General features: G+C 61.0%; 17 protein-coding genes. 8 read left to right on the top strand and 9 right to left on the bottom strand.

The window, feature by feature from the left end:
• Window positions 1-51: 51 nt before the first annotated feature.
• The 4 genes from mfd to B3C1_RS13000 are packed head-to-tail and all read left to right on the top strand — an operon-like array spanning window position 52 to window position 6950.
• Window positions 52-3516: a transcription-repair coupling factor gene (gene mfd / locus B3C1_RS12985; protein ID WP_008485349.1), complete on the top strand. Its 3465-nt coding sequence runs from the start codon at window positions 52-54 to the stop codon at window positions 3514-3516.
• Complete coding sequence (locus B3C1_RS12990; protein ID WP_008485350.1) at window positions 3500-4234, top strand: CsiV family protein; 735 nt, start codon at window positions 3500-3502, stop codon at window positions 4232-4234. Before mfd ends, B3C1_RS12990 begins: the two co-directional genes overlap by 17 nt.
• Before the next feature lie 50 nt (window positions 4235-4284).
• Window positions 4285-5346, top strand: coding sequence for an ABC transporter substrate-binding protein (locus B3C1_RS12995; RefSeq protein ID WP_008485351.1), 1062 nt, complete (start codon window positions 4285-4287; stop codon window positions 5344-5346).
• Window positions 5343-6950 carry a sensor histidine kinase gene (locus tag B3C1_RS13000; protein WP_008485352.1) on the top strand — a complete coding sequence of 536 codons (1608 nt, stop codon included), beginning with the start codon at window positions 5343-5345 and terminating at the stop codon, window positions 6948-6950. Before B3C1_RS12995 ends, B3C1_RS13000 begins: the two co-directional genes overlap by 4 nt.
• On the opposite strand, the gene nagZ is transcribed toward B3C1_RS13000, so the two are convergent.
• The 3 genes from nagZ to psrA all read right to left on the bottom strand — a co-directional run bounded on the left by nagZ (window position 6911) and on the right by psrA (window position 11040).
• Window positions 6911-7909 (bottom strand): beta-N-acetylhexosaminidase, encoded by a 999-nt coding sequence (gene nagZ, locus B3C1_RS13005; RefSeq protein ID WP_008485353.1) that lies wholly within the window; start codon window positions 7907-7909, stop codon window positions 6911-6913. The genes B3C1_RS13000 and nagZ overlap by 40 nt on opposite strands.
• Before the next feature lie 107 nt (window positions 7910-8016).
• Window positions 8017-10347, bottom strand: a complete 2331-nt coding sequence (locus tag B3C1_RS13010) for an acyl-CoA dehydrogenase (RefSeq protein ID WP_008485356.1) — start codon at window positions 10345-10347, stop codon at window positions 8017-8019.
• 30 nt (window positions 10348-10377) lie between these two features.
• Window positions 10378-11040 carry a TetR family transcriptional repressor PsrA gene (gene psrA, locus B3C1_RS13015; protein WP_008485357.1) on the bottom strand — a complete coding sequence of 221 codons (663 nt, stop codon included), beginning with the start codon at window positions 11038-11040 and terminating at the stop codon, window positions 10378-10380.
• A 353-nt stretch (window positions 11041-11393) separates the two neighbouring features.
• Here psrA and B3C1_RS13020 point away from each other — a divergent pair, with 353 nt between their 5' ends.
• The gene (locus tag B3C1_RS13020; protein ID WP_008485358.1) at window positions 11394-11816 is read left to right on the top strand and encodes a hypothetical protein; all 423 of its coding nucleotides are present in this window, start codon (window positions 11394-11396) and stop codon (window positions 11814-11816) included.
• A gap of 35 nt (window positions 11817-11851) precedes the next feature.
• Here the strand turns inward: B3C1_RS13020 and B3C1_RS13025 are convergent, their stop codons facing one another.
• The gene (locus B3C1_RS13025) at window positions 11852-12472 is read right to left on the bottom strand and encodes a trimeric intracellular cation channel family protein (RefSeq protein ID WP_008485359.1); all 621 of its coding nucleotides are present in this window, start codon (window positions 12470-12472) and stop codon (window positions 11852-11854) included.
• A 175-nt stretch (window positions 12473-12647) separates the two neighbouring features.
• Between B3C1_RS13025 and B3C1_RS13030 the strand changes: the two genes are divergently transcribed.
• From B3C1_RS13030 to B3C1_RS20215, 3 genes are all read left to right on the top strand, one after another.
• Complete coding sequence (locus B3C1_RS13030; RefSeq protein WP_008485360.1) at window positions 12648-13070, top strand: hypothetical protein; 423 nt, start codon at window positions 12648-12650, stop codon at window positions 13068-13070.
• A 117-nt stretch (window positions 13071-13187) separates the two neighbouring features.
• A complete protein-coding gene (locus B3C1_RS13035; RefSeq protein WP_008485361.1) occupies window positions 13188-15425 on the top strand; it encodes an aminotransferase class V-fold PLP-dependent enzyme in 2238 nt (745 codons plus the stop codon).
• A 73-nt stretch (window positions 15426-15498) separates the two neighbouring features.
• Window positions 15499-15672, top strand: a complete 174-nt coding sequence (locus B3C1_RS20215) for a hypothetical protein (RefSeq protein WP_156804542.1) — start codon at window positions 15499-15501, stop codon at window positions 15670-15672.
• A gap of 27 nt (window positions 15673-15699) precedes the next feature.
• On the opposite strand, the gene B3C1_RS13040 is transcribed toward B3C1_RS20215, so the two are convergent.
• The 5 genes from B3C1_RS13040 to B3C1_RS13060 form a co-directional block, all read right to left on the bottom strand.
• Entirely contained in the window at window positions 15700-17334 is a 1635-nt protein-coding gene (locus B3C1_RS13040; RefSeq protein ID WP_008485362.1) for an amidohydrolase, read from the bottom strand.
• Between the two features lie 9 nt (window positions 17335-17343).
• Window positions 17344-17640: an MGMT family protein gene (locus B3C1_RS13045; protein ID WP_008485364.1), complete on the bottom strand. Its 297-nt coding sequence runs from the start codon at window positions 17638-17640 to the stop codon at window positions 17344-17346.
• A gap of 78 nt (window positions 17641-17718) precedes the next feature.
• Window positions 17719-18762, bottom strand: coding sequence for a hypothetical protein (locus tag B3C1_RS13050; RefSeq protein ID WP_008485365.1), 1044 nt, complete (start codon window positions 18760-18762; stop codon window positions 17719-17721).
• 208 nt (window positions 18763-18970) lie between these two features.
• Entirely contained in the window at window positions 18971-20347 is a 1377-nt protein-coding gene (locus B3C1_RS13055; RefSeq protein ID WP_008485366.1) for a M16 family metallopeptidase, read from the bottom strand.
• Window positions 20344-21663 carry a M16 family metallopeptidase gene (locus tag B3C1_RS13060; protein ID WP_008485367.1) on the bottom strand — a complete coding sequence of 440 codons (1320 nt, stop codon included), beginning with the start codon at window positions 21661-21663 and terminating at the stop codon, window positions 20344-20346. The genes B3C1_RS13055 and B3C1_RS13060 overlap by 4 nt, the downstream gene beginning before the upstream one ends.
• Window positions 21664-21745: the final 82 nt, after the last annotated feature.

The raw sequence follows: 21745 nt of genomic DNA on the forward strand, positions 1-21745 counted from the left end.
GCCAAACCGCCCCGGCCCGCGCTTTTGGGTAAGACAACAAGACAGGACGTAATGAAGGCACTGGAATCTTTGGCGCTGCCGGCACGTGGCGGCGATCGTCAACACTGGGTCAACCTGGCGGGTGACGCCCAGGTGCTGGCCATACTCGAAGCGACCAAGCGCCACAAGGGTTTTACCCTGCTGGTCACCAGCGACAGCCCCAGCGCCAATCGCCTGGTCGAAGCCCTCAGTGCCCTCACCGACGAGGTGCAGCTGTTCCCCGACTGGGAAACCCTGCCTTACGATAATTTCTCCCCGCACCAGGACATCATCTCCGAGCGCCTCACCGCCCTCTACCAGCTGCCGTTGAAACAAAGCGGGCTGATGGTGCTGCCGGTCACCACCCTTTTGGGCCGCATTGCCCCGCGCGGCTATGTGGACGGCGCCACTTTGCTCCTTAAAAAAGGCGAAACCCGGCCCTTGGAGACCCTGCGCGGCCAGCTCAGCAACGCCGGTTACCGGCTGGTAGATCAGGTGATGGAGCACGGCGAATTCGCGGTGCGCGGCGGCCTGATTGACCTTTACCCCATGGGCGAGTCCAGCCCGTTCCGGGTGGACTTTTTCGACGACGAAGTGGACAGCCTGCGCCGCTTTGACCCCGAGTCCCAGCGCTCCACCGGCGAAGTAGAAGAAATCCGCCTGCTGCCCGGCCACGAATTTCCGCTGACCGATATCGGCATAGAGCGCTTTCGCAAACACTACCGGGCCCGCTTTGACGCGCCCACGGCGCCAGAGTCCATCTACCAGCAGGTGTCCAAGGGCCAGCAGCCCCCCGGCATCGAGTATTACCTGCCGCTATTTTTTGAGGACACCGCCAGCCTCTTTGACTACCTGCCGGACGGCAGCCAGATCATCACCATTGGTGACCTGGAAAGCGCCATGGCCGCCTTCTGGGCAGACCTTGAATACCGTTTCGAGGAGCGCCGCCACGACCGGCTGCGCCCCATCCTCGCCCCCAAGACCCTGTTCTTGGAAGCCAGCGACTGTTTTAGCGCCTTAAATCATTACCCGCGCCTGGCCTTGCATCAGGGCGACCAGGTGGAAGGCAAGGGCGGCGTCCATGACGCCGGCGCCCTGCCCTTGCCGGAGCTTGCCATCGACGCCAAGCACGAGCAGCCCCTGCACAAGCTCACCGACTGGCTTGCCAGCACCCCAGGCCCGGTGCTCTTTGTGGCCGAGTCCGAAGGCCGCCGCGAAGCCCTGGCGGTGCTGCTGGCCAAAGCCGGTATCCAGCCGGCGCGCATTAAAAAACTGGCCGACTGGCTGGCCGCCCCCCAGGCCGGGCACGGCATTTTGGTGGCGCCCCTGGAAGCGGGCTGCATCATCCAGTGCCAGGGCCAGCTGCTAAGGCTGGTGCCGGAAGCGGCGCTGACCGGCCCCCGGGTGTTGCAGCGAAAGCGCCGCAAAAAAGACGATGACGGCATCAACACCGACGCCATTATCCGCAGCCTCGCCGAGCTTTCCATCGGCCAGAGCGTGGTGCACCGCATGCACGGGGTGGGCCGCTACATGGGCCTTGAGACCTTAAGCGCCGGCGGCATCGACACCGAATACCTGATGCTCGAATACGCCAAGGGCGACAAGCTCTATGTGCCGGTGGCGGCGTTGAACCTTATCAGCCGCTACGCCGGCGCCGAGGAGCCGCCGCTCCATCGACTGGGGGGCGAGACCTGGGAAAAGGCCCGCCGCAAGGCCGCCGAGAAGGTGCGCGACGTGGCGGCAGAACTGTTGGACGTCTACGCCCGGCGCGAAGCCAAACCCGGTTTTGCCTTTCACTTTGACCAAGAGGGCTACGGCGCCTTTGCCGCCGGTTTTCCCTTCGAGGAAACCGACGACCAGCAGGACGCCATCGACGCCGTGGTGCGGGACATGACCCGCAACAAGGCCATGGACCGCCTGGTCTGCGGCGACGTGGGCTTTGGCAAGACCGAGGTGGCCATGCGCGCCGCCTATATAGCGGTGTCCAACAACAAGCAGGTGGCGGTGCTGGTGCCCACCACCCTGCTGGCCCAGCAGCATTTCGAAAACTTCCGTGACCGTTTTGCCGACGTGGCGGTGCGTATCGAGGCCATCTCCCGCTTCCAGACCCCGGCCGAGCAAAAGGCCATCTTGAAAGACGCCGCCGAAGGCAAGGTGGATATCCTGATCGGCACCCACAAGCTCTTGCAAAAAGATGTCAGCTTCAAACACCTGGGGCTTTTGATCGTCGATGAAGAGCACCGTTTCGGGGTGCGCCAGAAAGACAGCATCAAAAAATTGCGGGCCGAGGTGGATATCCTGACGCTGACCGCCACCCCCATTCCCCGCACCCTTAATATGGCCATGTCCGGCATACGAGACTTGTCCATCATCGCCACCGCCCCGGCCCGGCGCCTGGCCATCAAGACCTTTGTGCGGGAGTTCGACAAGGCCCTGGTGCGCGAGGCGGTGCTGCGGGAGATTCGCCGTGGCGGCCAGGTCTATTACCTGCACAACGAAGTGGAGAGCATCGAAGAGACCGCCAAGATGCTCGAAGGCCTTATTCCCGAGGCCCGGGTGTCTATCGCCCACGGCCAGATGCGCGAGCGCGAGTTGGAAAAGGTGATGGCGGACTTTTACCACCAGCGCCACAACCTCTTGGTGTGTACCACCATCATCGAAACCGGTATCGATGTACCCACCGCCAACACCATCATCATGGACAGGGCCGACAGCCTGGGCCTGGCACAGCTCCATCAGCTGCGGGGCCGGGTGGGCCGCTCCCATCACCAGGCTTATGCCTACTTGATGACGCCGAACCCCAAACGGATGACCAAGGACGCCATCAAGCGTCTGGACGCCATCTCGTCCCTCGAGGCCCTTGGCGCCGGCTTTTTGCTGGCCACCCAAGATTTGGAAATTCGTGGCGCAGGGGAGCTTTTGGGTGACGAGCAAAGCGGCCAGATTGCCGCCATCGGCTTTGACTTGTACATGGACATGCTGGACGAAGCGGTCGAAGCCCTCAAGGCCGGCAAGGAGCCCAGCCTAACCGGGGTGCTGGCCAACCAGTGCGAGGTGGACCTTCGCCTGCCAGCTTTGCTGCCCGCCGACTATATCCACGATGTGGGCACCCGTTTGCAGCTCTATAAACGCATCGCCTCGGCCAAGGACAGCGAGGAGCTTCGCGAGCTCAACGTCGAGCTGATTGACCGCTTCGGCCTCTTGCCCGATGCCGCCAAAAACCTGATTGCGGTGACCGAGCTTCGCCTGGGAGCCAATGCCCTTGGCCTAAGCCGGGTAGAGGCCTCTGCCAAAAGCGGCATCACCCTGGACTTTTCTGAACAGACCAAGGTCGACCCCGGCTATCTCATTGGCCTTTTACAACAAAAACCGTCACTCTATCGCCTCGATGGCCCCAGCCGTTTCAAGGTGATGAAACAGCTGGATGACCCGGCCAAACGCCTGGGCGACGTGCAACAACTTCTGGAGGATCTGGCACGACATGCAACAGCTGCTTAAAGGATGGGCACTCTTCGCCCTGCTCAGCACCCAGGCCCTGGCCGCCACCGTCTTTGATGTGGAAGTGGTAGTGGTGGCCCGCCAGGACACCAGCGACGAAACCTGGCCCCCAAGACCACTGCCCCAGGGCAATACCAGCTCTTTGCTGCTGGACGCCATCAAGACCCAGTGCCCGGCGCCTTGCACCAGCCTGCCGGCTTTAGTCAGCGGCCCAAGCCAGGACGATACAGTTCTGCCAAGGCTGTTGACCCAAGGCGAGCTTAACTTCAATGGCGCCGCCAACCAGTTGCGCCGCCTGCCCGGTGGCCGGGTACTGTTGCACACCGGCTGGCGCCTGGCCCCCAAGCAGCCCCGCTACGCCACTCCCATGGCTGTAGAAGCCGGCCGCGATCTGGGCGGATATGCCTTGTCCGAGCCGGTGCCCCAGGGGGAAAGCCTGGATGTCGTCATCGCCGACACCACCATGGACGACAGCCAGCCTCTGGATGAAGCAGCACCGGCGCTGGTCAGCCTTCCCGAGCTCAGTGGCCAAATCCAGGTAGCCCTGGACCATTACCTGCTGGTAGACATGGCCTTGGATCTGAAGACGGTGCAAGGGGAAGGCCAGCCGCTGCTGGTCAAGACCTTGCGCCAAAAACGCCGGCTGCGCAGCGGTGAATGGCACTACTTCGACCACCCTGCCCTTGGGGTGTTGATGCAGATCCGGCCGGTTAGATGACTTTCAGGGGCTGCCAAAGCATGTAAAATGCCTGTTAAAAAGGATAACTGATGCGGCGGCTCCTCCTCTTCCTACTCCTGCTGTTAAGCCCCCTGGCGGCCCAGGCCGACCTTCGGGTGGCGTTTCTCAACCCCGGTAGCGCCAGCGAGCCGTTCTGGGCCAATGTCGATGCCTTCTTACAGGCCGCCGCCGGTGACTTGGGGGTGGCGTTGGACATTCGCCACGGCGACCGTGACCACCGCCAATTGCTGGCCGCCGCCGATGCGGTGATTGCGGCCCGCCCCGACTTCGTATTGGCGGTCAACGAAAAAGGGGTGGGGGTGGAGCTGGTCAAACGCTTCAACAAGGCCCGCATCCCGGTCATGCTGGTATTGAACGACCTGGACCAGGTGCAGCAGCAGAAGATGGGCCTGCCCCGCCAACGTTATCCCTATTGGCTGGGCAGCCTGGTACCGGACAACCTCAAGGCCGGCGAGGAAGTGGCCAGCGCCCTGGCAGCGCAAGTGGCCGGCCAGCAGGCGACCATGGTGGCCCTTGGCGGTGACCGCAGCACCCCGGCCGGCCTGCTGCGCCAGGCCGGACTGCTGAAGGCCAGCCGCACCCAGGGCAACATCCATCTGGCCCAGCTCAGCTATGGCCTTTGGCAACAGGCCAGGGCCCAACGCCAAACCACAGAGCTGTTGCGCCGTTACCCAGACCTGAAGCTGGTCTGGACCGCCAACGATCTGATGGCTTTCGGTGCCATCGACGCCATCCGTGCCGCCGGCAAGGTGCCGGGTAAGGATGTGCTGGTGGGCACCTTCAACAGTTCCGACAAGGCCCTGCGGCTGCGCCAGGGGGGCAGTATCTCGGCCCTGGCCGCCGGCCATTTCATGGCCCCTGGCCTGGCACTGGTGCTGCTGGTGGATTATCAAAACGGTTTTGATTTTGCCAAGGACGACGGCCTGCAGTTGCACTTGCCCTTGTTCCACCTGCTGGTGCCCGGCACTCCCTTGTTCGACCTGATGGCCAGCAAGGACTGGCAGCAGGTTCAGTTCAGGGCCATGAGCAAGGTCCATACCCCTTATCCCGGCCCCCACCGCTTCGATTTGCAGACAAGAGCGCCCCAATGAAAAGGATCCCCCTCGGCACCCGTTTTTTATGGATGGTGATGCTCTACTCCTCGGTGTTGACCCTGCTGTTTGTGGGGGTCAACCTCTATGCCCGTTACCAGCAGGAGCTCAGAGAACTGGATGACCGGGTCAGCCAACTGCGCACCACTACCTTGCCGGCCCTGACCCAATCGGTCTGGGATCTCGATCAGTCCCAGACCGAGCTGCAACTGCTGGGCATTACCCAGGTGCCAGACGTGGTCTCGGCACGGCTGGTCACTACCGAAGGGGTAGTGACCAGCCTGGGCCAGGTGCAACTGGCCGACCGCCACTTTTTCTTCTCGGTCAACAGGCCCCCCCAGGAGCTGGCCCAACTGGATATAGGGGTCAGCTACCAACGTATCTATGAAGAATTGTGGGAACATGCGGTGGTGCTGGTGCTGACCCAGGGCATCAAGACCTTTTTGGTGTCCCTGCTGATCGTGGTGTTGGTGGGGCGCATGATCACCCGGCACTTGGAAAGCCTGTCGAGCCAGCTTGGCGAGGGTCAGTCTCATTTTGAGCTGCACCGTAGGGAAGCGGTACAGGATGAGCTAAGCACCCTGGTCGAGGCCCTTAACAAGCTCCATCTGGAGAGGGACCAGCAGATGGCAGCCCTGGCTGCGTCCAAGGCCGAACTGGACAACCAGCACCAGCACCTGGCCGCCGAAGTGGCCCGGCAGACGGCAGTGCTGCGCCAGGAAAACGAACTGGCAGTACTGATGGGAGAATTGGCGGCCGGTTTGCTGGAACAGCGCTATGACGACCTGGACAAGGGGCTACAACAGGCCCTGGCCCTGCTGGGCCGCAAGCTGGGGCTGGAAAGCATCACCCTTTTTGAGCAAATCCTGGTAAGGGCCCACTGGCCCCAGGACGCCAGCGTCTGGCCCCTTTGGAGCAGCGAACCGGCCCAAAAGGCCCTACGTGAGGGCCAGCATTACCTGGACGAACAGCGTCAGGTACTGGCCCTGCCGTTAAAAGATCAGGGCCTGAGCCGAGGCGCTTTGATGCTGACCGGCGATCTGGGAGGCGACTGGGTGGACAACTACTTCAACCACCTGCACCGCTTCACCTCTTTCATTGCCGCTCTGCTGGCCCGCCAGCAGAGTCCGCAACTGTTCACCCCCCTTGGCTGGCAGCGCCCCCAGGCCAACCAGTGGCAGGACGAAATACAGGGCCGCACCACCCTGGCCGCCATGGCGGCTCAGCAGGCCCAGGCCGGGGGCTTTTTGACGGTCGTGCTGTGGGAGTTCTCTGGCCCTGGCAAGCTGGCCCCAGACCGCTTCGCCGAGCTGCGCTCTGCCATCAGCCACGGCATGCCCGAGGCCCTTTTTGTCAGGCTGTCCCAGCGGTTGCTGATGGTGGCAGTGGCCGGTCCCGGCCCCCAGGCCATCAACACCCTGGTCAGTGCCCTGCTGAGCGAGTTAAGGGAGCTGGCCCGCCCCCTGGAGGTGCATGCCGGGGGCTTCTGCCTGGTACCGGCCAACGCCCTGCCCTACGAACAGTTGTTGGAAATGGCCGACCGGGCCCTGTTCCAGGCCCGCCGTCAGACCGGCGGCCTGGTAATGGAAACCAGTAACGCCTGAGCCCGGGCCAAGGTGTCGGCACTGACCTGCCCTGCCCTCGCCGCCAAGGCGCCAAGAGCGACAGGGGCTGAATCGGCCAGGGCCGCCAGTATTGGCGGATGGTTGGCCGGGTCGTTACAGCACAGCAGCAGATCGCAGCCAGCCAGGCTAGCCGCCTTGGCACGCTCGGCCGGGGTTCCCAGGCTATGGGCGCCCTTCATGGACAAGTCGTCAGAGAAGATAAGCCCTGCAAAGCCCAGCTCACCCCTTAGCCGCTCGGTCAGCCAGCGCCGGGAAGAGGACGCCGGCTTGTCGTCCAGGGCCGGGTAAATCACGTGGGCCGGCATCACCGCATCCAATGTCTTGTCGCTGATAAGGGCCCGAAAAGGCACCTCGTCCAAGGCGGCGATGGCATCGAGGCTGCGGCTGTCGATGGCCTGGTGCAGGTGGGTGTCTTCCAGGACCTGGCCATGCCCTGGGTAATGCTTGGCCACGTTGGCCATACCGGCAGCGGCCATACCCTGGGCATAAGCACGAGATAAGGCGATGACGGTGGCCAGATCGGCACCGAAGGCCCTATCCCCTATGACGCTCTGGTTTACTCCCAGATCCAGCACCGGGGCAAAGCTCAGGTCCACCCCCAGTGCCACCAGTTCGGCAGCCATCACCAGGCCGCAGCACCAGGCCAGATAGCGGGCCACCGCCAGGTTGCCCCCGGCCTTGGCCAACAGGCTGCCGGCAGCCGGCAGCCGGGTAAAGTCGTCGCGAAAGCGCTGCACCCGGCCCCCTTCGTGGTCCACCGTTACCAAAATGGGTTTACCGGCGGGTTGGCGGCGGGCCGCCACCAGGGCTTGTAGCTGGGCGGGGTTGTCATAGTTGCGGCTAAAGAGGATAAGACCGGCGCAGGCCGGATGTGCCAGCCACTGACGTTCGTCCTCCGCCAGGGTTTTACCGCGTAAATCGATAAGCAGTTGGGCCATCTTGGCTTCCCTAAGGGGTTTTGCCGCCAGTATACCAAGGCTGGCCCTAAACGGCGGGCAACAAAAAAGCCGCCCTTGGGCGGCTTTGAACGGTTGGGATTGGGCTATCAGGCGGCGCTGGAGGCGCTGGCGCCTTCGCTGGATACGCCATGGCCTTCCAGAACGCCGGGGGCGAAATGGTCAACCTGGATGGCCTGGTAACGCAGGGCTTCGGCGTTACGGATCTGTTCGGCTTCCTCAGCGGTGATCACCCCGGCTTCCAAGCCCAGTTCGATGGCCTGGTTGAAGGGGATACGCTTGGCGATGGTACCGGCGCGCTGGGCCTTGAGAATTTTCTTCTCGATGCCGGCAGCACTCACCATGGCCTGGAAGGCACGCTCCATCACACCCACTGCGTCGTCTTTGTCTTTGGAGACAAACACCAGGTGAGTCAGGCGGTCGCGGGCCACACCGGGCTGCATCAGGGCAGAGGCGATCTGCTCACCCAGCTGATCAGACGGCATCTTGTAGTTGATACCGAAGGGGAAGATCACGCGCTTGAGCACGGCGGCCATGAAGCGGCTGTCGAAGTTGGCGAAGAAGCCGTCGAAGGCGACACCGATCTCGAACAGCAGCTTTTGCAGGCTGTAATGCACGTAAGGCAGGTCGGCCACCTGGCGGCCTTCGTCCTCGTAACGCTTGAGGGTGGCGGAGGCCAGGTACAGGTTGGACAGCACGTCACCCAGGCGGGCAGACAGGCGCTCACGGCGTTTCAGATCGCCACCGAGCATCAGCATGGAGATGTCGGCGCACAGGGCCAGACCTTTGGACATGCGGGACAGCTGCTTGTAGTAACGCTTGGTTTCGCCGGACACGGGGGAGCCGTTGAACACACCGCCGGTCAGGCCCTGGAACAGGGAGCCGAAGAAGTTGCTCATGCCAAAACCGATGTGCTTGATCAGCAGGCTGTCGAAGGACTTGAGGCCCTCGGCGGCATCGGGGTTGGCAGCCGCTTCCATCTCACCAAAAACGTAGGGGTGGCAGCGGGTGGCACCCTGACCAAAGATCATCAGGTTACGGGTCAGGATGTTGGCGCCTTCTACGGTGATGGCCACCGGAATCCCCAGGTAGCCGTGACCCAGGTAGTTCTGGGGACCGAACTGGATACCTTTACCAGCATGGATATCCATGGCGTGATCCAGCACCTTACGGGCCTTCTCGGTCATATGGTACTTGGCGATGGCGGTGACCACGGACGGGCTCAGGCCCATGTCCAGGGCGGTCACGGTCAGGCGACGGGAAGACTCCAGCACGTAAGTGTCGGCGCCGATCTCGGCCATGGCTTCCTGGATACCTTCAAAGCGGCCGATGGACAGGCCAAACTGGCGGCGCACATAGGCGTAAGCGCCGGTCATGCGGGAAGCCAGATGGCCGGTGGCGGTGCCAAGGGCCGGCAGGGAGATACCGCGGCCTGCAGACAAACACTCCACCAGCATGCGCCAGCCTTTACCGGCGTAGTCGGGGCCACCGATGATCCAGTCCAGGGGAATGAACACGTCGGTGCCGAAGGTCGGGCCGTTCATAAAGGCCAGGCCCAGGGGGAAGTGGCGGTCACCCACACGCACACCGGGGTGGCTGGTGGGGATCAGGGCACAGGTGATACCGATGTCCTTTTTGTCACCCAGCAGACCCTCGGGGTCTTTGAGTTTAAAGGCCAGGCCCAGCACTGTGGCCACCGGGGCCAAGGTGATGTAGCGCTTGTTCCAGTTCAGGCGGATACCCAGCACTTCTTGGCCTTCGAACTCACCTTTGCAGACGATGCCTTCGTCGGGAATGGCGCCAGCGTCAGACCCCGCTTCAGGACCGGTCAGGGCGAAGCAAGGCACCTCGGTGCCGTTGGACAGGCCGGGCAGCCAGCGGTCTTTTTGCTCTTGGGTACCGTAGTGCATCAGCAGCTCGCCCGGGCCCAGGGAGTTGGGCACCATGACGGTGACCGCACAGGACAGGGAGCGAGTGGCGATGCGGGATACGATGGTAGAGTTGGCCACAGCCGAGAATTCGCGGCCCCCAAAGGCTTTGGGGATGATCATGGCGAAGAAGCCTTCGGCCTTCAGGAAATCCCACACTTCCTTGGGCATGTCCTTGGTTTCGTGAACAATCTTGTAGTCGTCCAGCATGTTAAGCAGGGTTTCGACCTGATTGTCCAAGAAGGCTTGCTCGTCGGCATTGAGCTCGGAACGCTTGGTGTCCAGCAGCTTTTTCCAATCGGGCTTGCCACGGAACAGTTCGCCATCCCACCAGACGTCACCGGCTTCCATCGCTTCCCTTTCGGTTTGCGACAGCGGCGGCAAGATCTTCTTGAAGATGCCGAAGATGGGTTTGGTAATGAGATTGCGGCGTATATCCGGGACCCCGAAGATCACGGCCAGCGCCACCAGGATCAGCAACAGGAACACCATTTTCCTTTCCTCTTGTGTAGTGAAACGCAGTCAGGCTGCGTCTTGTGAATTGCCAATCGCCACCGGCAGCGGTGCTGTCACGGCGGATGCCAGGTAAGGCACCAGTCGGTGGATCAGGCTTTCAATACTGTTCTTCTCGCCAAAATCGCTCTCGGCGATTTCGGTCAGGGCCATGCTGGACGCCATGGTGAACACCACGGTGCCCAGGGTGAAATGCAACCGCCAGAACACCTCGTTGTCCGGGATGCCGGGGGTGGCCTTTTTCACCGCAGCCATAAAAGCGCCCAGGGCGTCACCGTATTGGGCGGTGATAAAACGGCGCAAGTGGCCTTGTTTCTCGGTATAACCCCGGCCCAGCAACTGCATGAACACGCCGGTACCGGCCGGTCTGAAACTGCCCAGGCTCAGCAGGGGCCCGACAAAGGCACCGAACACTTCGGTCATCTGTACCTGCTCTCTGGCCAACAGCTCGTTCATGGCGTCGCGCAGGGCCGGCATGACGTTGTCCAGATAGCGGGCCAACACGGCCTGGATCAGGGCTTTCTTGGAACCAAAATGGTAGTTGACGGATGCCAGGTTGACCCCGGCATCAGAGGTGATGAGGCGCAGGGAGGTGTCATTGAAACCATGCTCGGCGAACAGCTGTTCCGCCACATCGAGGATCAAGGATTTGGTATCAGGTCTGCGCGTCATGACAAACACCGGTATTAAACACGTGTTTTAAAACTATGTTTACTCATCGGACTTGTCAAGTTGATTTACTAAGTGACTAAAAAAGATACAAAAAACTTTTTTCCCCTTTTGTGAACTTCCACCATTTACCCTGGTCCTAATTTGTGCACGGCATGCGATACCCGTGCATTGAAGTTCTCTCCCTGGACCCGGCAAGCCGCCAACCGTCATTGAAGGCTTGCCGGGCTTTTTTATGTCCGCTTGGCGGATAAATCTGACCGTTGGTTGTTAAGCTCTTGATCTGAGCCTTAGGGACATGCTTGTTTAGCCTTGACTTCATTGGGCCACTGCCCAGCTGAACGACAGGAGTTGTTATGCGTTTATTGCCAGCCTGCCTCGCTCTGGTGCTCAGCGCCCAGGCCAGCGCCGCCGTGCTCAGCGACCAGTTCGACCGCCAGGTAGAAATACCGGGGGATGCCAAAGTCATCTTCTTCGCGGCCGACATGGACGCAGGAGATCTGGTCAAGGATGCCTTTGGTAAGGATCAGGGGGACACCATGGCCAAGGCCGGCGTGCTCTATGTGGCCGACATATCCAAGATGCCGGGCCTGGTCTACAAGCTGTTTGCCAAGCCGAAGATGAAAAAATACCCCTATCGCATGGTATTGGACCAGGAGGGTGAACTCACCAAGGATTGGCCCCACCAAAAAGGTGCCGTCGCCATCATTCAGGGCGAGAGTCACAGTTTCTGTGAGGATGTCAGTTGCCTAAGGGCAGCGGTACAGGCCCCACAATAAAAAAGGCACCCTAGGGTGCCTTTTTTCTGCCCGGCTTAATCGTGTTCCGGTTGATGGTACTGGAATACCGGCAGGCTCAAGTTAAAGCGCAGGGCCAGCATCCGCATGCTAAAGCCGCTGACCAACGTCACCAGGGTGGCTACCAATTCGGCAACCCCCAGGGTGGTCAAGACCAGATAGAGCACCGCCGACGCCAGGGACACACCGGCATAGAGCTCCTTTTGGAACACCAGAGGAATGCGGTTACAGAACATGTCGCGGATGATACCGCCAAAAACCCCTGTTATTACCGCCGACATCACCGCCACCCCAGGGCCGAAACCCATGCCAAGGGCCACCTGTACCCCTATGATGGAAAATACCACCAGGCCCAGGGCGTCCAGCACCAGAAAAACCTTACGAAGGCGGCTCATCAGCGGCGCTATCCAGGTGGCAACCAGGGCAGCGCAACAAACAATGGCGATATATTGAGGGTGGGCCACCCAGGTCAGGGGATAATGCCCCAGCAGGATATCGCGGATGGACCCCCCGCCTATGGCCGTTACCGAGGCGATGATCATCACCCCGAACAGGTCCATATTGCGCCTGCCGGCGGCCAAAGCACCGGTCATGGCTTCGGCGGTAATACCTATGATGTAAAGGACGGTGAGCAGCATGGCTGGCCCCAACACAGGGAGAATAAAGGCATTATAGGGGTCTGGACGCCTATAAACACATGACCTTTTTTGTAGGAAAAGATTATTTTTTCTAATGCCAGGTTAAGCAATCACCGCCTATAACATTGGCCTTTTTACGAAAACCTTTTCGGTTTACGATTAGACGGAGTGATAGATGAAGCACGCCTTACTGTTGGGCTTGGCCTTACTGTTGAGCGCCTGTAGCCGGGCCCCGGATACCGGCGATCTGCACCAGATCCTCAGCCGCCAGTTCCAGCGCCAGTTGGGGCCGGACGCGGTGATGATCCGCAATCTAGAGAAGCAGGACGGCAAGGCTGAAAGTGATCAGGGCTATCTGGTGGACGTGCGTTTCGATCTGGTGTTTCTCAAGAGCTTTGATGATCTGGCCCGCCAAACCGAGGACAAGGCCAGGAACGGCCAGTGGCTGGGTGTGTTGGGCCAGGGTCTGAGCCTGTGGCAGCTGCACATGCAATACGGCAGCTTTCAATCGGGGGACGTGGTGCAGGTCCAGCAAAGACTCGAGTTGGTGAAAACGGATAACGGTTGGGATCTGGCCGAAAACTGGTCCAAGCCTTAAGCTGTTATGGCTTTTTGCTATGAGTAAAACCCGCATATTCTAAAATTGAATATATATATTCTAAACAAGAATATAGACTCGGGTGTTCCATGCAGTATCAGGCCAAGGAGCAGTGAAATGGGAGTCCAAGAACCGCGTTGCAGTGACGAAATTTACCTGGACGCCAACGCCACCACACCGGTGTTGCCCGCCGCCGTCGGCGCGGTCCAGGAAGTCATGCAGGAGCTGTACGGTAACCCCAGCTCCACCCATATCACCGGCCTGCGCGCCCGCCATCTGATGGAAAGCACCCGCCAATTGGCCCGCCAGGTACTGGGTACCGACAGCGGCCACCTTATCTTTACCTCCGGTGCCACAGAAGGGATCCAGACCGCCGTGGTCTCGGCCCTTTCTGCCATCCAAAAGGACAGCAACAGGCTCAACAAGCCCCGTAAGCTCTTGCTCTATGGCGCTACCGAGCACAAGGCCGTCCCCAACAGCCTCAAGCACTGGAACGCCCTGCTGGGCATTGATGCCGAGCTGCTGGCCATACCGGTCAACCACCAGGGGCTGCTGGACCTGGCCTTTATCCGCGACCACGCCGCCGACGCCCTGATGATCTGCACCATGGCGGTCAACAACGAAACCGGCGCACGCCAAGACCTGAGGGCCATAGAGGAGGCTATCCGTAGCCAAAATCCCCAGTGCCTTTGGATGGTCGATTGTGTACAGGCCCTGGGTAAAATGCCCCTGGCCTTGAGTGCCAGCACCATAGACTATGCCCCCTTCTCCGGGCACAAGCTCTACGCCATGAAAGGCATAGGCATGCTCTACGTGAGGGACGAGGCCCCTTTCTCCCCCTTTATCGCCGGTGGCGGCCAGGAAAAAGGCCTGCGCTCAGGCACCGAAAACCTGCCCGGCATCGCCTCCCTAAAACCCATTCTCGAGGCCCTGCTGGACCCAGAGCATCAGTGTTTTAGAAGCCTCGACACCCTGGTGGCCTTTCGCGCCCAGCTGGCGGCCACCCTCAAAGACGCCTTCCCCGGCCTGGTCTTTAACAACGACTTTGGGGTCAGCGTGCCCACCACCCTCAACTTTGCCATTGAGGGTTTTGCCTCCAAGGAACTGCTGGATCTGTTCGATGCCGCCAATATACGCGTGTCCAGCGGGTCGGCCTGTTCCTCCGGCGCCAGCCGCTCCTTTGTGCTGGACGCCATGGGCCTGCCGGCCTGGCAAAGCGAAGCGGCCATTCGCCTGTCCTTTGGGCCTGCCATGACCCAGGCTGAGCTGGATGCGGCCTGCGATCGCATCCGCCAGGCCGCCGACGCCTTGAAGTTTTCCTGCCGCCATCCCCAACAGTTGCGTCCCGAGCAGGCCCTCAAAGGCCTGGTACAGCTCAAAAGCGGCGCCGACTGCTGCTACCTTCTGGTGGCAGGCCATAAGGCGGTGATCATCGACCCGGTGGCTCCCCTGGTGGAACGCCTGGTACAAACCATGAGTTGCCAACACCTTGAGGTCATGGCCATCCTCGACACCCACGGCCATGCCGACCATCAAAGCGCCGCCGCCACCCTGCGCCAGCGCCTGGGCTTGACCGATGCCGAGTTGGATCCCCTGGGCTGGCCGGCGGCAGCCCCGCAAGGCCCCCTTGCCCTGCCCTGCCTGAGCCTGGGTGAACTGACCCTGAGCCGCATGGCCACCCCTGGGCACACCGGTGACGCCATAGCCCTGCTGCTGGCCAAAGGCGATACCATCCAGGCCGCTTTTGTGGGGGACACCGTGCTGCACGGTGGCCTTGGCCGTACCGACTTTGCCAGCTCTGACGCCACGGCCCTTTACAGCAGCCTAAGGGCCCTTGCCCAAAAGGTACCGGCCAAGGCACTGCTGCTACCGGCCCATGACTACCACAACCTGCTCTTTACCTCTTTTGAAGCCGAGCAGCGCAACAATCCGCTGCTGGCCGACGCCCTGTCACTGGTAGCGACCATGGATGCGGCCGCCTTTGCCGCCCGTAAAACCGCCCTTGACCAGGCCCTGGCCTGCCCCCAGGGAGCCAGTGAGATCCGCTGCGGCGTTACCCTAGGTGAGCTGCACCTCAGGCCCGAACAGGAACTGCAGGTAGCGGACCTGGCCCGCTTCGAGGCGCCGCACCTTATCGACGTCAGGGAAAGCCACGAACACCACCTGCAGCATCTGGGTAACGATGACAGCGCCCCCCTGTCCCGCCTGGCCCAATACCTGCTAGACCATGAGGACGATGCGCCCCTGATTTGTTATTGCCGCAGCGGTTCGCGCTCTCAGGTGGCGGCCGCCGCCTTGAGCCGGTTGGGGCGCCAGGCCTACCACCTCAAAGGAGGGGTGGCCCTCAGCCGCTGAGTATTCTGCCCTTGCGCCAGGGCCGGCCCCTGGCGAACAATGAAGGCAAACAACAACTGACAGGGTAAGAGGGATGTTCGAACAGTTTGACCATGTGGTGCGGATAGTGGGTCTGGTACTGCTGGTGCTGGGGTGGCTGCTGAAAAGCCGCAACACCATGCTGGTGGGGGGCCTTTTGATCTACGGCGCCGAGTTCCTGGGTACCGAGCTGAGCGGGGCCATCGACAAGGCCGCGCAGAAAGGTTGAAAAAGGGCGCCTATGGCGCCCTTGTTGTTACTTGTCCTTACGGACATACACCGCTTGGCCGGCCAACCAGGTTTCCCTTGGCTGCATCTGCCAGATGGCCTGAGCCGGTATCTCGAAATAATCCTGGTCCAAGATCAGTAAGTCAGCCCACTGGCCCTTGGCCAGGCTGCCGGTAAAGCCTTCCATAAAGCCGGCGTAGGCCGCGCCCTGGGTAAAGAGGTAAAGGGCCTCTTCCCTGGTCAGGGCCTGGTCGCCATACCACCCCTTTTCGGGCTGGCCTTCATGGTCCTGGCGGGTCACCGCCGAATAGAGCCCGAAAAAGGGATTGGGGCTTTCCACCGGGAAATCCGAGCCCGCCGCCAGTTTCACCTTGGCGTCCAGCAGGCGGCGCCAGGCGTAGGCCCCTTCCATGCGGGTCTTACCCAGTCGCTTCTCGGCCATGTTCATGTCGGAGGTGGCATGGGTGGGTTGGAAAGAAGCGATGATCCCCAGCTTGGCTAAGCGGGGGATATCGGCCGGCTGCAGTACCTGGGCATGTTCGATGCGATTGCGCCGCCCGTCCCGCAGGGCTTTGGGGAAGCTGGCAAAAGCCTCCAGCACCCTGTGGTTACCGGCGTCCCCTATGGCATGGACATTGACCTGAAAGCCAGCCTCGGCGGCCGCCCTCATACGCTTTTCCAGCTCGCCTGGGGCAAAGATCATCAAACCCTTGTGACCGGGCCTGTCGCTGTAGTCCTCGGTCAAGGCGGCACCTCGGCTGCCAAGGGCACCGTCGGCATAGAGCTTCACCGCCCTGGCGGCAAGCTTGTCATCAAACTGCCACGCTTGAGGCCCGCCGGCAGCAGCCCAGGTCTGAGGGCTGGCATCGAGCATCACGTAGATGCGGCTGGTCAGTTTGGCCTGGTTGGCCTGGTAAAGTTGCCAGGTGGCCAAATCCACCCCGGCGTCCTGTACCGAGGTCAGGCCGACCTTGGCCAGAGTGGCCAAGGCTGCGTCAAGCGCCTGCTGCTGCTCGGCAGCATTGGGGCTCGGCAGGGTCGCCGTCATCAACCCCATAGCATTGTCGATAAGGATACCGGTGGGCTGGCCGTCACGGGTTTTGACGATCTGGCCTCCTTCTGGTGCCAGGGTCTGGGCACTGATACCAGCTTTTTTCATGGCCGCCTCGTTGGCCCAACCAGCATGGCCGTCCACCCGGGTCAGCCAGACAGGGCGACCATCGGCCACTAGGGCCAGATCGGACGCAGAAGGCAGGCGTTTGTCGGGCCACAATTCCTGGTTCCAGCCACGGCCTTGTATCCAGGGCAGATCCGGGTGTTTTTTGGCAAAGCGCGACACCCTGGCCAGGGCCTCGGCCAGGGTCTTGGCACCGGCCAGGTCCACGTTCAGGCTGGCCTGCCCCAGGCCCATGACATGGCCGTGGGCGTCTATCAGGCCAGGAATGACCGTCTTGCCTTCCAGGTCACGAACCTGTGCCCCCTCGGGGATAGCCAGCTCAGGACCGCCCCTTGCCACCACCTTGCCCTGGTCAATCACCAAGCGGCTGAAAGTGACCAGTTTGTCTCCTTCCCAGCCATACCCCTTGATATCGTCAAGCACCACTGATTGCGCTGCTGCCGTACTCGACACCAGCGCCAGGGTTGCCACCAACTGACGTAACATCCGGACTCCTTACAAACCAGGCCACAATGCCCGGCGCAAATTAACACGCCCGCTGCGGGTCAGCGGTACGCCTTCGGCCAAAAGCCGTTGATGCTGGATAAGATGCCCCTGGCTGTCTCTGACAGAGCAGGCACCCTGGGCATTCACCACCCTGTGCCAGGGCAACTCTGGGGGGCACTGCCCCATATAACGCCCGACCAACCTTGGATTCCAACCCAATATGGAGGCCAACTGGCCATAAGTGGCCACCTGGCCTTCAGGGATCAGGGCCACCAAGGTGTAAAGGCGGGCTGGATTGGTACTCATGATAGGGCAGGTCACTCCCAAGACACAGGGTTTTGCCCGCCTTTGGAAGCGGGCGGTGCCGTTGGCACCGCCCTGCCTTTATTTTTCGAGGTAGGACTGGCCGGCACAGAAATGCTCCACACAGGGGCTGGCAAAACGTTTCTCCAGGCTCTGCAGAGTAGCAATCTTCTGTGGGGTATCCAATGACAGCAGGGTCACGGCGGCGTCCTGCACACCGTCAAGGCGCACATGCACCGGAATGACGGTACGCTCGCCCTGGCCCAGTTCGGCCATCACTTCCCTGGCCTGGCCGCAACTGAACACGTACTGGCCCTGGAACTGCTGGCGGCTGGCCGACCAGTAATTCCATTGCATTTCAAAGCTGTCTTCCCGGTAAGCACACCAGTACTGGGTTAGTGACACCATCTGGCCCAGGTGGTAATCCTTGGCGCGCACCCCGGGTAGTACCGTCATGTTGACGTTGCGGGTCGCTACCTGGAAGGTGCCCATGTTCATGCCCTTGTGACGGGACTTGGACACCCCCACATATTCCGGGGTTTGCCACTGATCTGAACCGGCCGGGGCCAGGCGCTCGCGGCGCACCGGCTCGCCCTGGACAGGAGGCTGAGGCACCACCGGTTTGACCGGATCAGGCAAGGCCGCCACTAAGACCGGCGGCTTTTCCCCTCGCAGCAGCATGCCGGAGCGATCCTTTAGGAGGTCAAAGCGGGTCTTGATGCTGTCAATCTTGGATACCGGCAAGGCCGAGCGTTGGCCGTTTTTGACATAGGTCTGGAAGGCGATGGTGCCGTATTCATCCAGGTAGAGGTCGATGTCCTGCTCGTCGATGCGCTGGCTGCCGTCCGGCAGGGCCAGGCGCCAGTCGGCGTCTTCTTCGTAACCGAACAGGTTATTGTCATCCACGAAGTAATAATGCTCGCCGTAGCCCCCCTCCCCCGCTTCCAGGCGCTCTTTGATGTATCTGAGTTCGCCCTTGTCGAAGTAGGCCACGTAGCTGGCGGTACCGTAGTTGTCCTTTAATTCCCCCGCCACCTTGGTCATGTCCTCGGTGTGGGCCAAGATCCAATCGCGCCTGTTATCCAGGGCCTGCTGGATCTCCGGTGACGGCAACCGTACGTCCACGGTTCTCTCCGTCGCGACAGGCACGGGGGCCTGAGTGGTGGGCGTGGTCTTGGCACAGCCAGTCAATGCCAAGGATGCCAGCAACACCGTCCCGAATGTCTTATTGTGCATTGTGCTTATTCTCAGTTGCGGCAAACAAGGTTGTATTTTTTTGTTAAAAAAAGGATAGCAAACGCTATCCCTTTTTGTATTGCCTTACAAGGTCTTATCAAAAGCGGAAGTCGGTAGACTTGATATCCACTTCCGTAACCTCGCCGTACTGGGCGGCCAGGTCCCGCAAGGCATCCGCCTTGCCTACCAGTACTAGCTGCAGCTGGTCTTTAGGGAAGGCCCTGGCGACCAAGGTCTTGGCACTGCTGAGGGTCAGGGCGTCCACCTGGGCGGCAAAATCGTCGATGCGCTCGGGGCCGTAACCATACAACGCCATGTTGCTCAGCGCCGCCGACAGCTGGCCGCTGGTTTCCAGACGCGGCGGGAACTGGCCTTTCACGTAAGCCTTGGCCGAGTCCAGGGTGGCCTGGTCCAGGCGGCCGTCAAACAGCCCCTGGTAGGTCTTGAGGGCAAGGTCGATGGCTTCCTTACTGGTGGCGGTCTTGGTGAAGGTAAAGATGCTGAAATCCCCCAGCTGACGCTGGCCGTCAAAGCCGGAGCGGGCCCCGTAGGTCAGGCCGGCTTTGACCCGCAAGGCGTCGTTGAGCCAGGAGGTAAAGCGCCCGCCAAGGACGGTGTTGAGCACCTGCACCTGGGTCCAATCGGGGTCGTTGGCCGCAATGCCGGGGCCGCCGATGATAAAGGTGGTCTCTATGGCATCACTCTTGTTGACCAGCAGCACCCTGGCCTTGGTGGGCGCCTTGGGAATGCCAAGCTTGATCTTCGGGCTTTCGCCCTTGGGCTGCCACTGGCCCAGGGCCTTTTGCAGGCTCTTGGCATAGCTGGCGGCTTCGAAGTCGCCGACGGCGCTGATCACCAGGTTTTGGGGGCGATACCAGTCTTGGTAGAAGGCTTTGATGTCCGCCAACTCCAGGGCCTGCACCCCTTTCTCACTGCCCCCCACAGGATTGGCAAAGGGACTGTCCCCCCACAACAGGCGGTTGAAATAAGGCGAAACCACCGCTTTGGGGCTTTCTCTTTCCTGGGCCAGGCTCGCCAGGCGGCGGGCTTTGAGATCGGCCACGTCTTTGGGGTCAAAGCGCGGTTGGGTCAGCACCTCGGCCAACAGCCCTATCATGGTGTCGCTGTCTTTTTTCAAGAAGCGGGCATGGATACGGGTGCCTTCGAGGCCGGGTTTGACATCCAGTTCGGCGCCCATGCTGTCGAGCAGGGCTTCCAAGGCCGCTTTATCGTGCTTTTTGGACCCCAGCAACAGGCTCTGGGCCGTCATCCAGGCCTGGCCTTCCTTGCGGTCATAAAGGGCCCCGGTTCTGACCAAAAGGTCAATATTGACCAGGGGCACCTCGTGCTGCTCCATCAGCTGCACCTGGGCGCCGTTTGGCCACTGGGCCTTGGTCACCTCAGGCAACTTGTAACCGGCAGCCATGGCCTTGGCGGACAGGGCCAGCCCCAGGGTAAAGGTCAGTGCTTTCATTCCAGATCCTCCTTACTGCCCAATACCCCGACGGTACGGTTGGCCTTGGTCAGGTAGGCCTTGGCCACCCGCTGGATGTCAGCTGGGCTGACCTTGTCAAAATCCTGGCCCAGGGTGTAGAGCTTGCGATAGTCCCCGTAGTAAAGGGCGTAGGTGCCAAGGGCATTGGCCTTGCCATTGATGGTTTCAAGCTCCCCGTAACTTTGCATCAGCATCAGGTTACGGGCCTTATCCAGCTCCTGGACGCTGACCCCCTGGTCACGAATGCGGGCCACTTCCGCCAGCAGGCCTTTTTCCAGGGCTTGCTGGTCGGTACCTGGGGTGGCAACGGCGTAGAGGTAAAAGAGGTTGGGATCAAAAGTGTCCGGCAGATAGGCTTCAACATCCGTTGCCAGCTTCTGCTCGTCGATAAGGGCCTTTTTCAAGCGGCCGCTTTTACCGCCGGCCAGAATGCTCACCAGCAGTTGCAGGGCCGGGGTATCGGCGTCCTTGGTGGCGGGGACATGGTAGGCCACCATCAGGTTGGGGCTGGTCACCGACGCCTTATGGACATAGAGGCGGCGCTCCCCTTTCTGCTGGGGTTCCACCGTCACCACAGGCAATGGCGGCGCCTGGGCCGGTATGGGGGCAAAATAGCGCTTGGCCAGTTCTTTTACCTTGGCTGTGGTCACATCACCTGCCACCACTACCAGGGCGTTATTGGGGGCATAATAGGTGCGGTGGTAGCTTTCCAGGTCCTCTTGGCGCCAGGCCTTGATATCGGACTCGTGGCCGATGACCGACCAGGAATAGGGGTGGGCGCGAAAAGCCACCCCTTTGACCTCTTCCGAGAGGGTGCGCCAGTTGGAGTTTTCAAGGCCGGTGGTGCGCTCTGAGGCCACCACTTCCCGTTCGGAGGCCACCCTTTTCGGGTCTATGGCCAGGTGGGCGATGCGGTCGGCTTCCAAGTCGAAGATGGTCTCCAGGCTTTGGGCAGGGAACCAGTCGGTATAAACGGTGACGTCTTCGCTGGTGTAGGCATTATTGGCGCCACCGGCCGCTTCCATCACCTTGTCGAACTGGCCCGGGCCGTATTTTTTGGCGCCGTTGAACATCATGTGTTCAAAAAAGTGGGACAGGCCGGTGATACCGGGCCTTTCATTGCGGGAACCCACTTTCCAGAACAGGTACATGTTGGCGTTGGGGATGGAATGGTCCTCCACCACCAGTACTTCCATACCGTTGTCCAGGGTGAAGCGGTTGACCTCTTCTGGCCCCGCCTGCACCTGGGTGGCCGCCAGGGACAATCCCAGCAGGCATCCTAGTGACTTGCGCATAGCAACACTCCTTGTGAAAACGCCTTACCATAACCAAGATGTCAGGTGCCTAAAAGCCAGACTGTGTTACCAAGAATGTCAG

Source organism: Gallaecimonas xiamenensis 3-C-1, from assembly GCF_000299915.1.
Classification (GTDB): domain Bacteria; phylum Pseudomonadota; class Gammaproteobacteria; order Enterobacterales; family Gallaecimonadaceae; genus Gallaecimonas; species Gallaecimonas xiamenensis.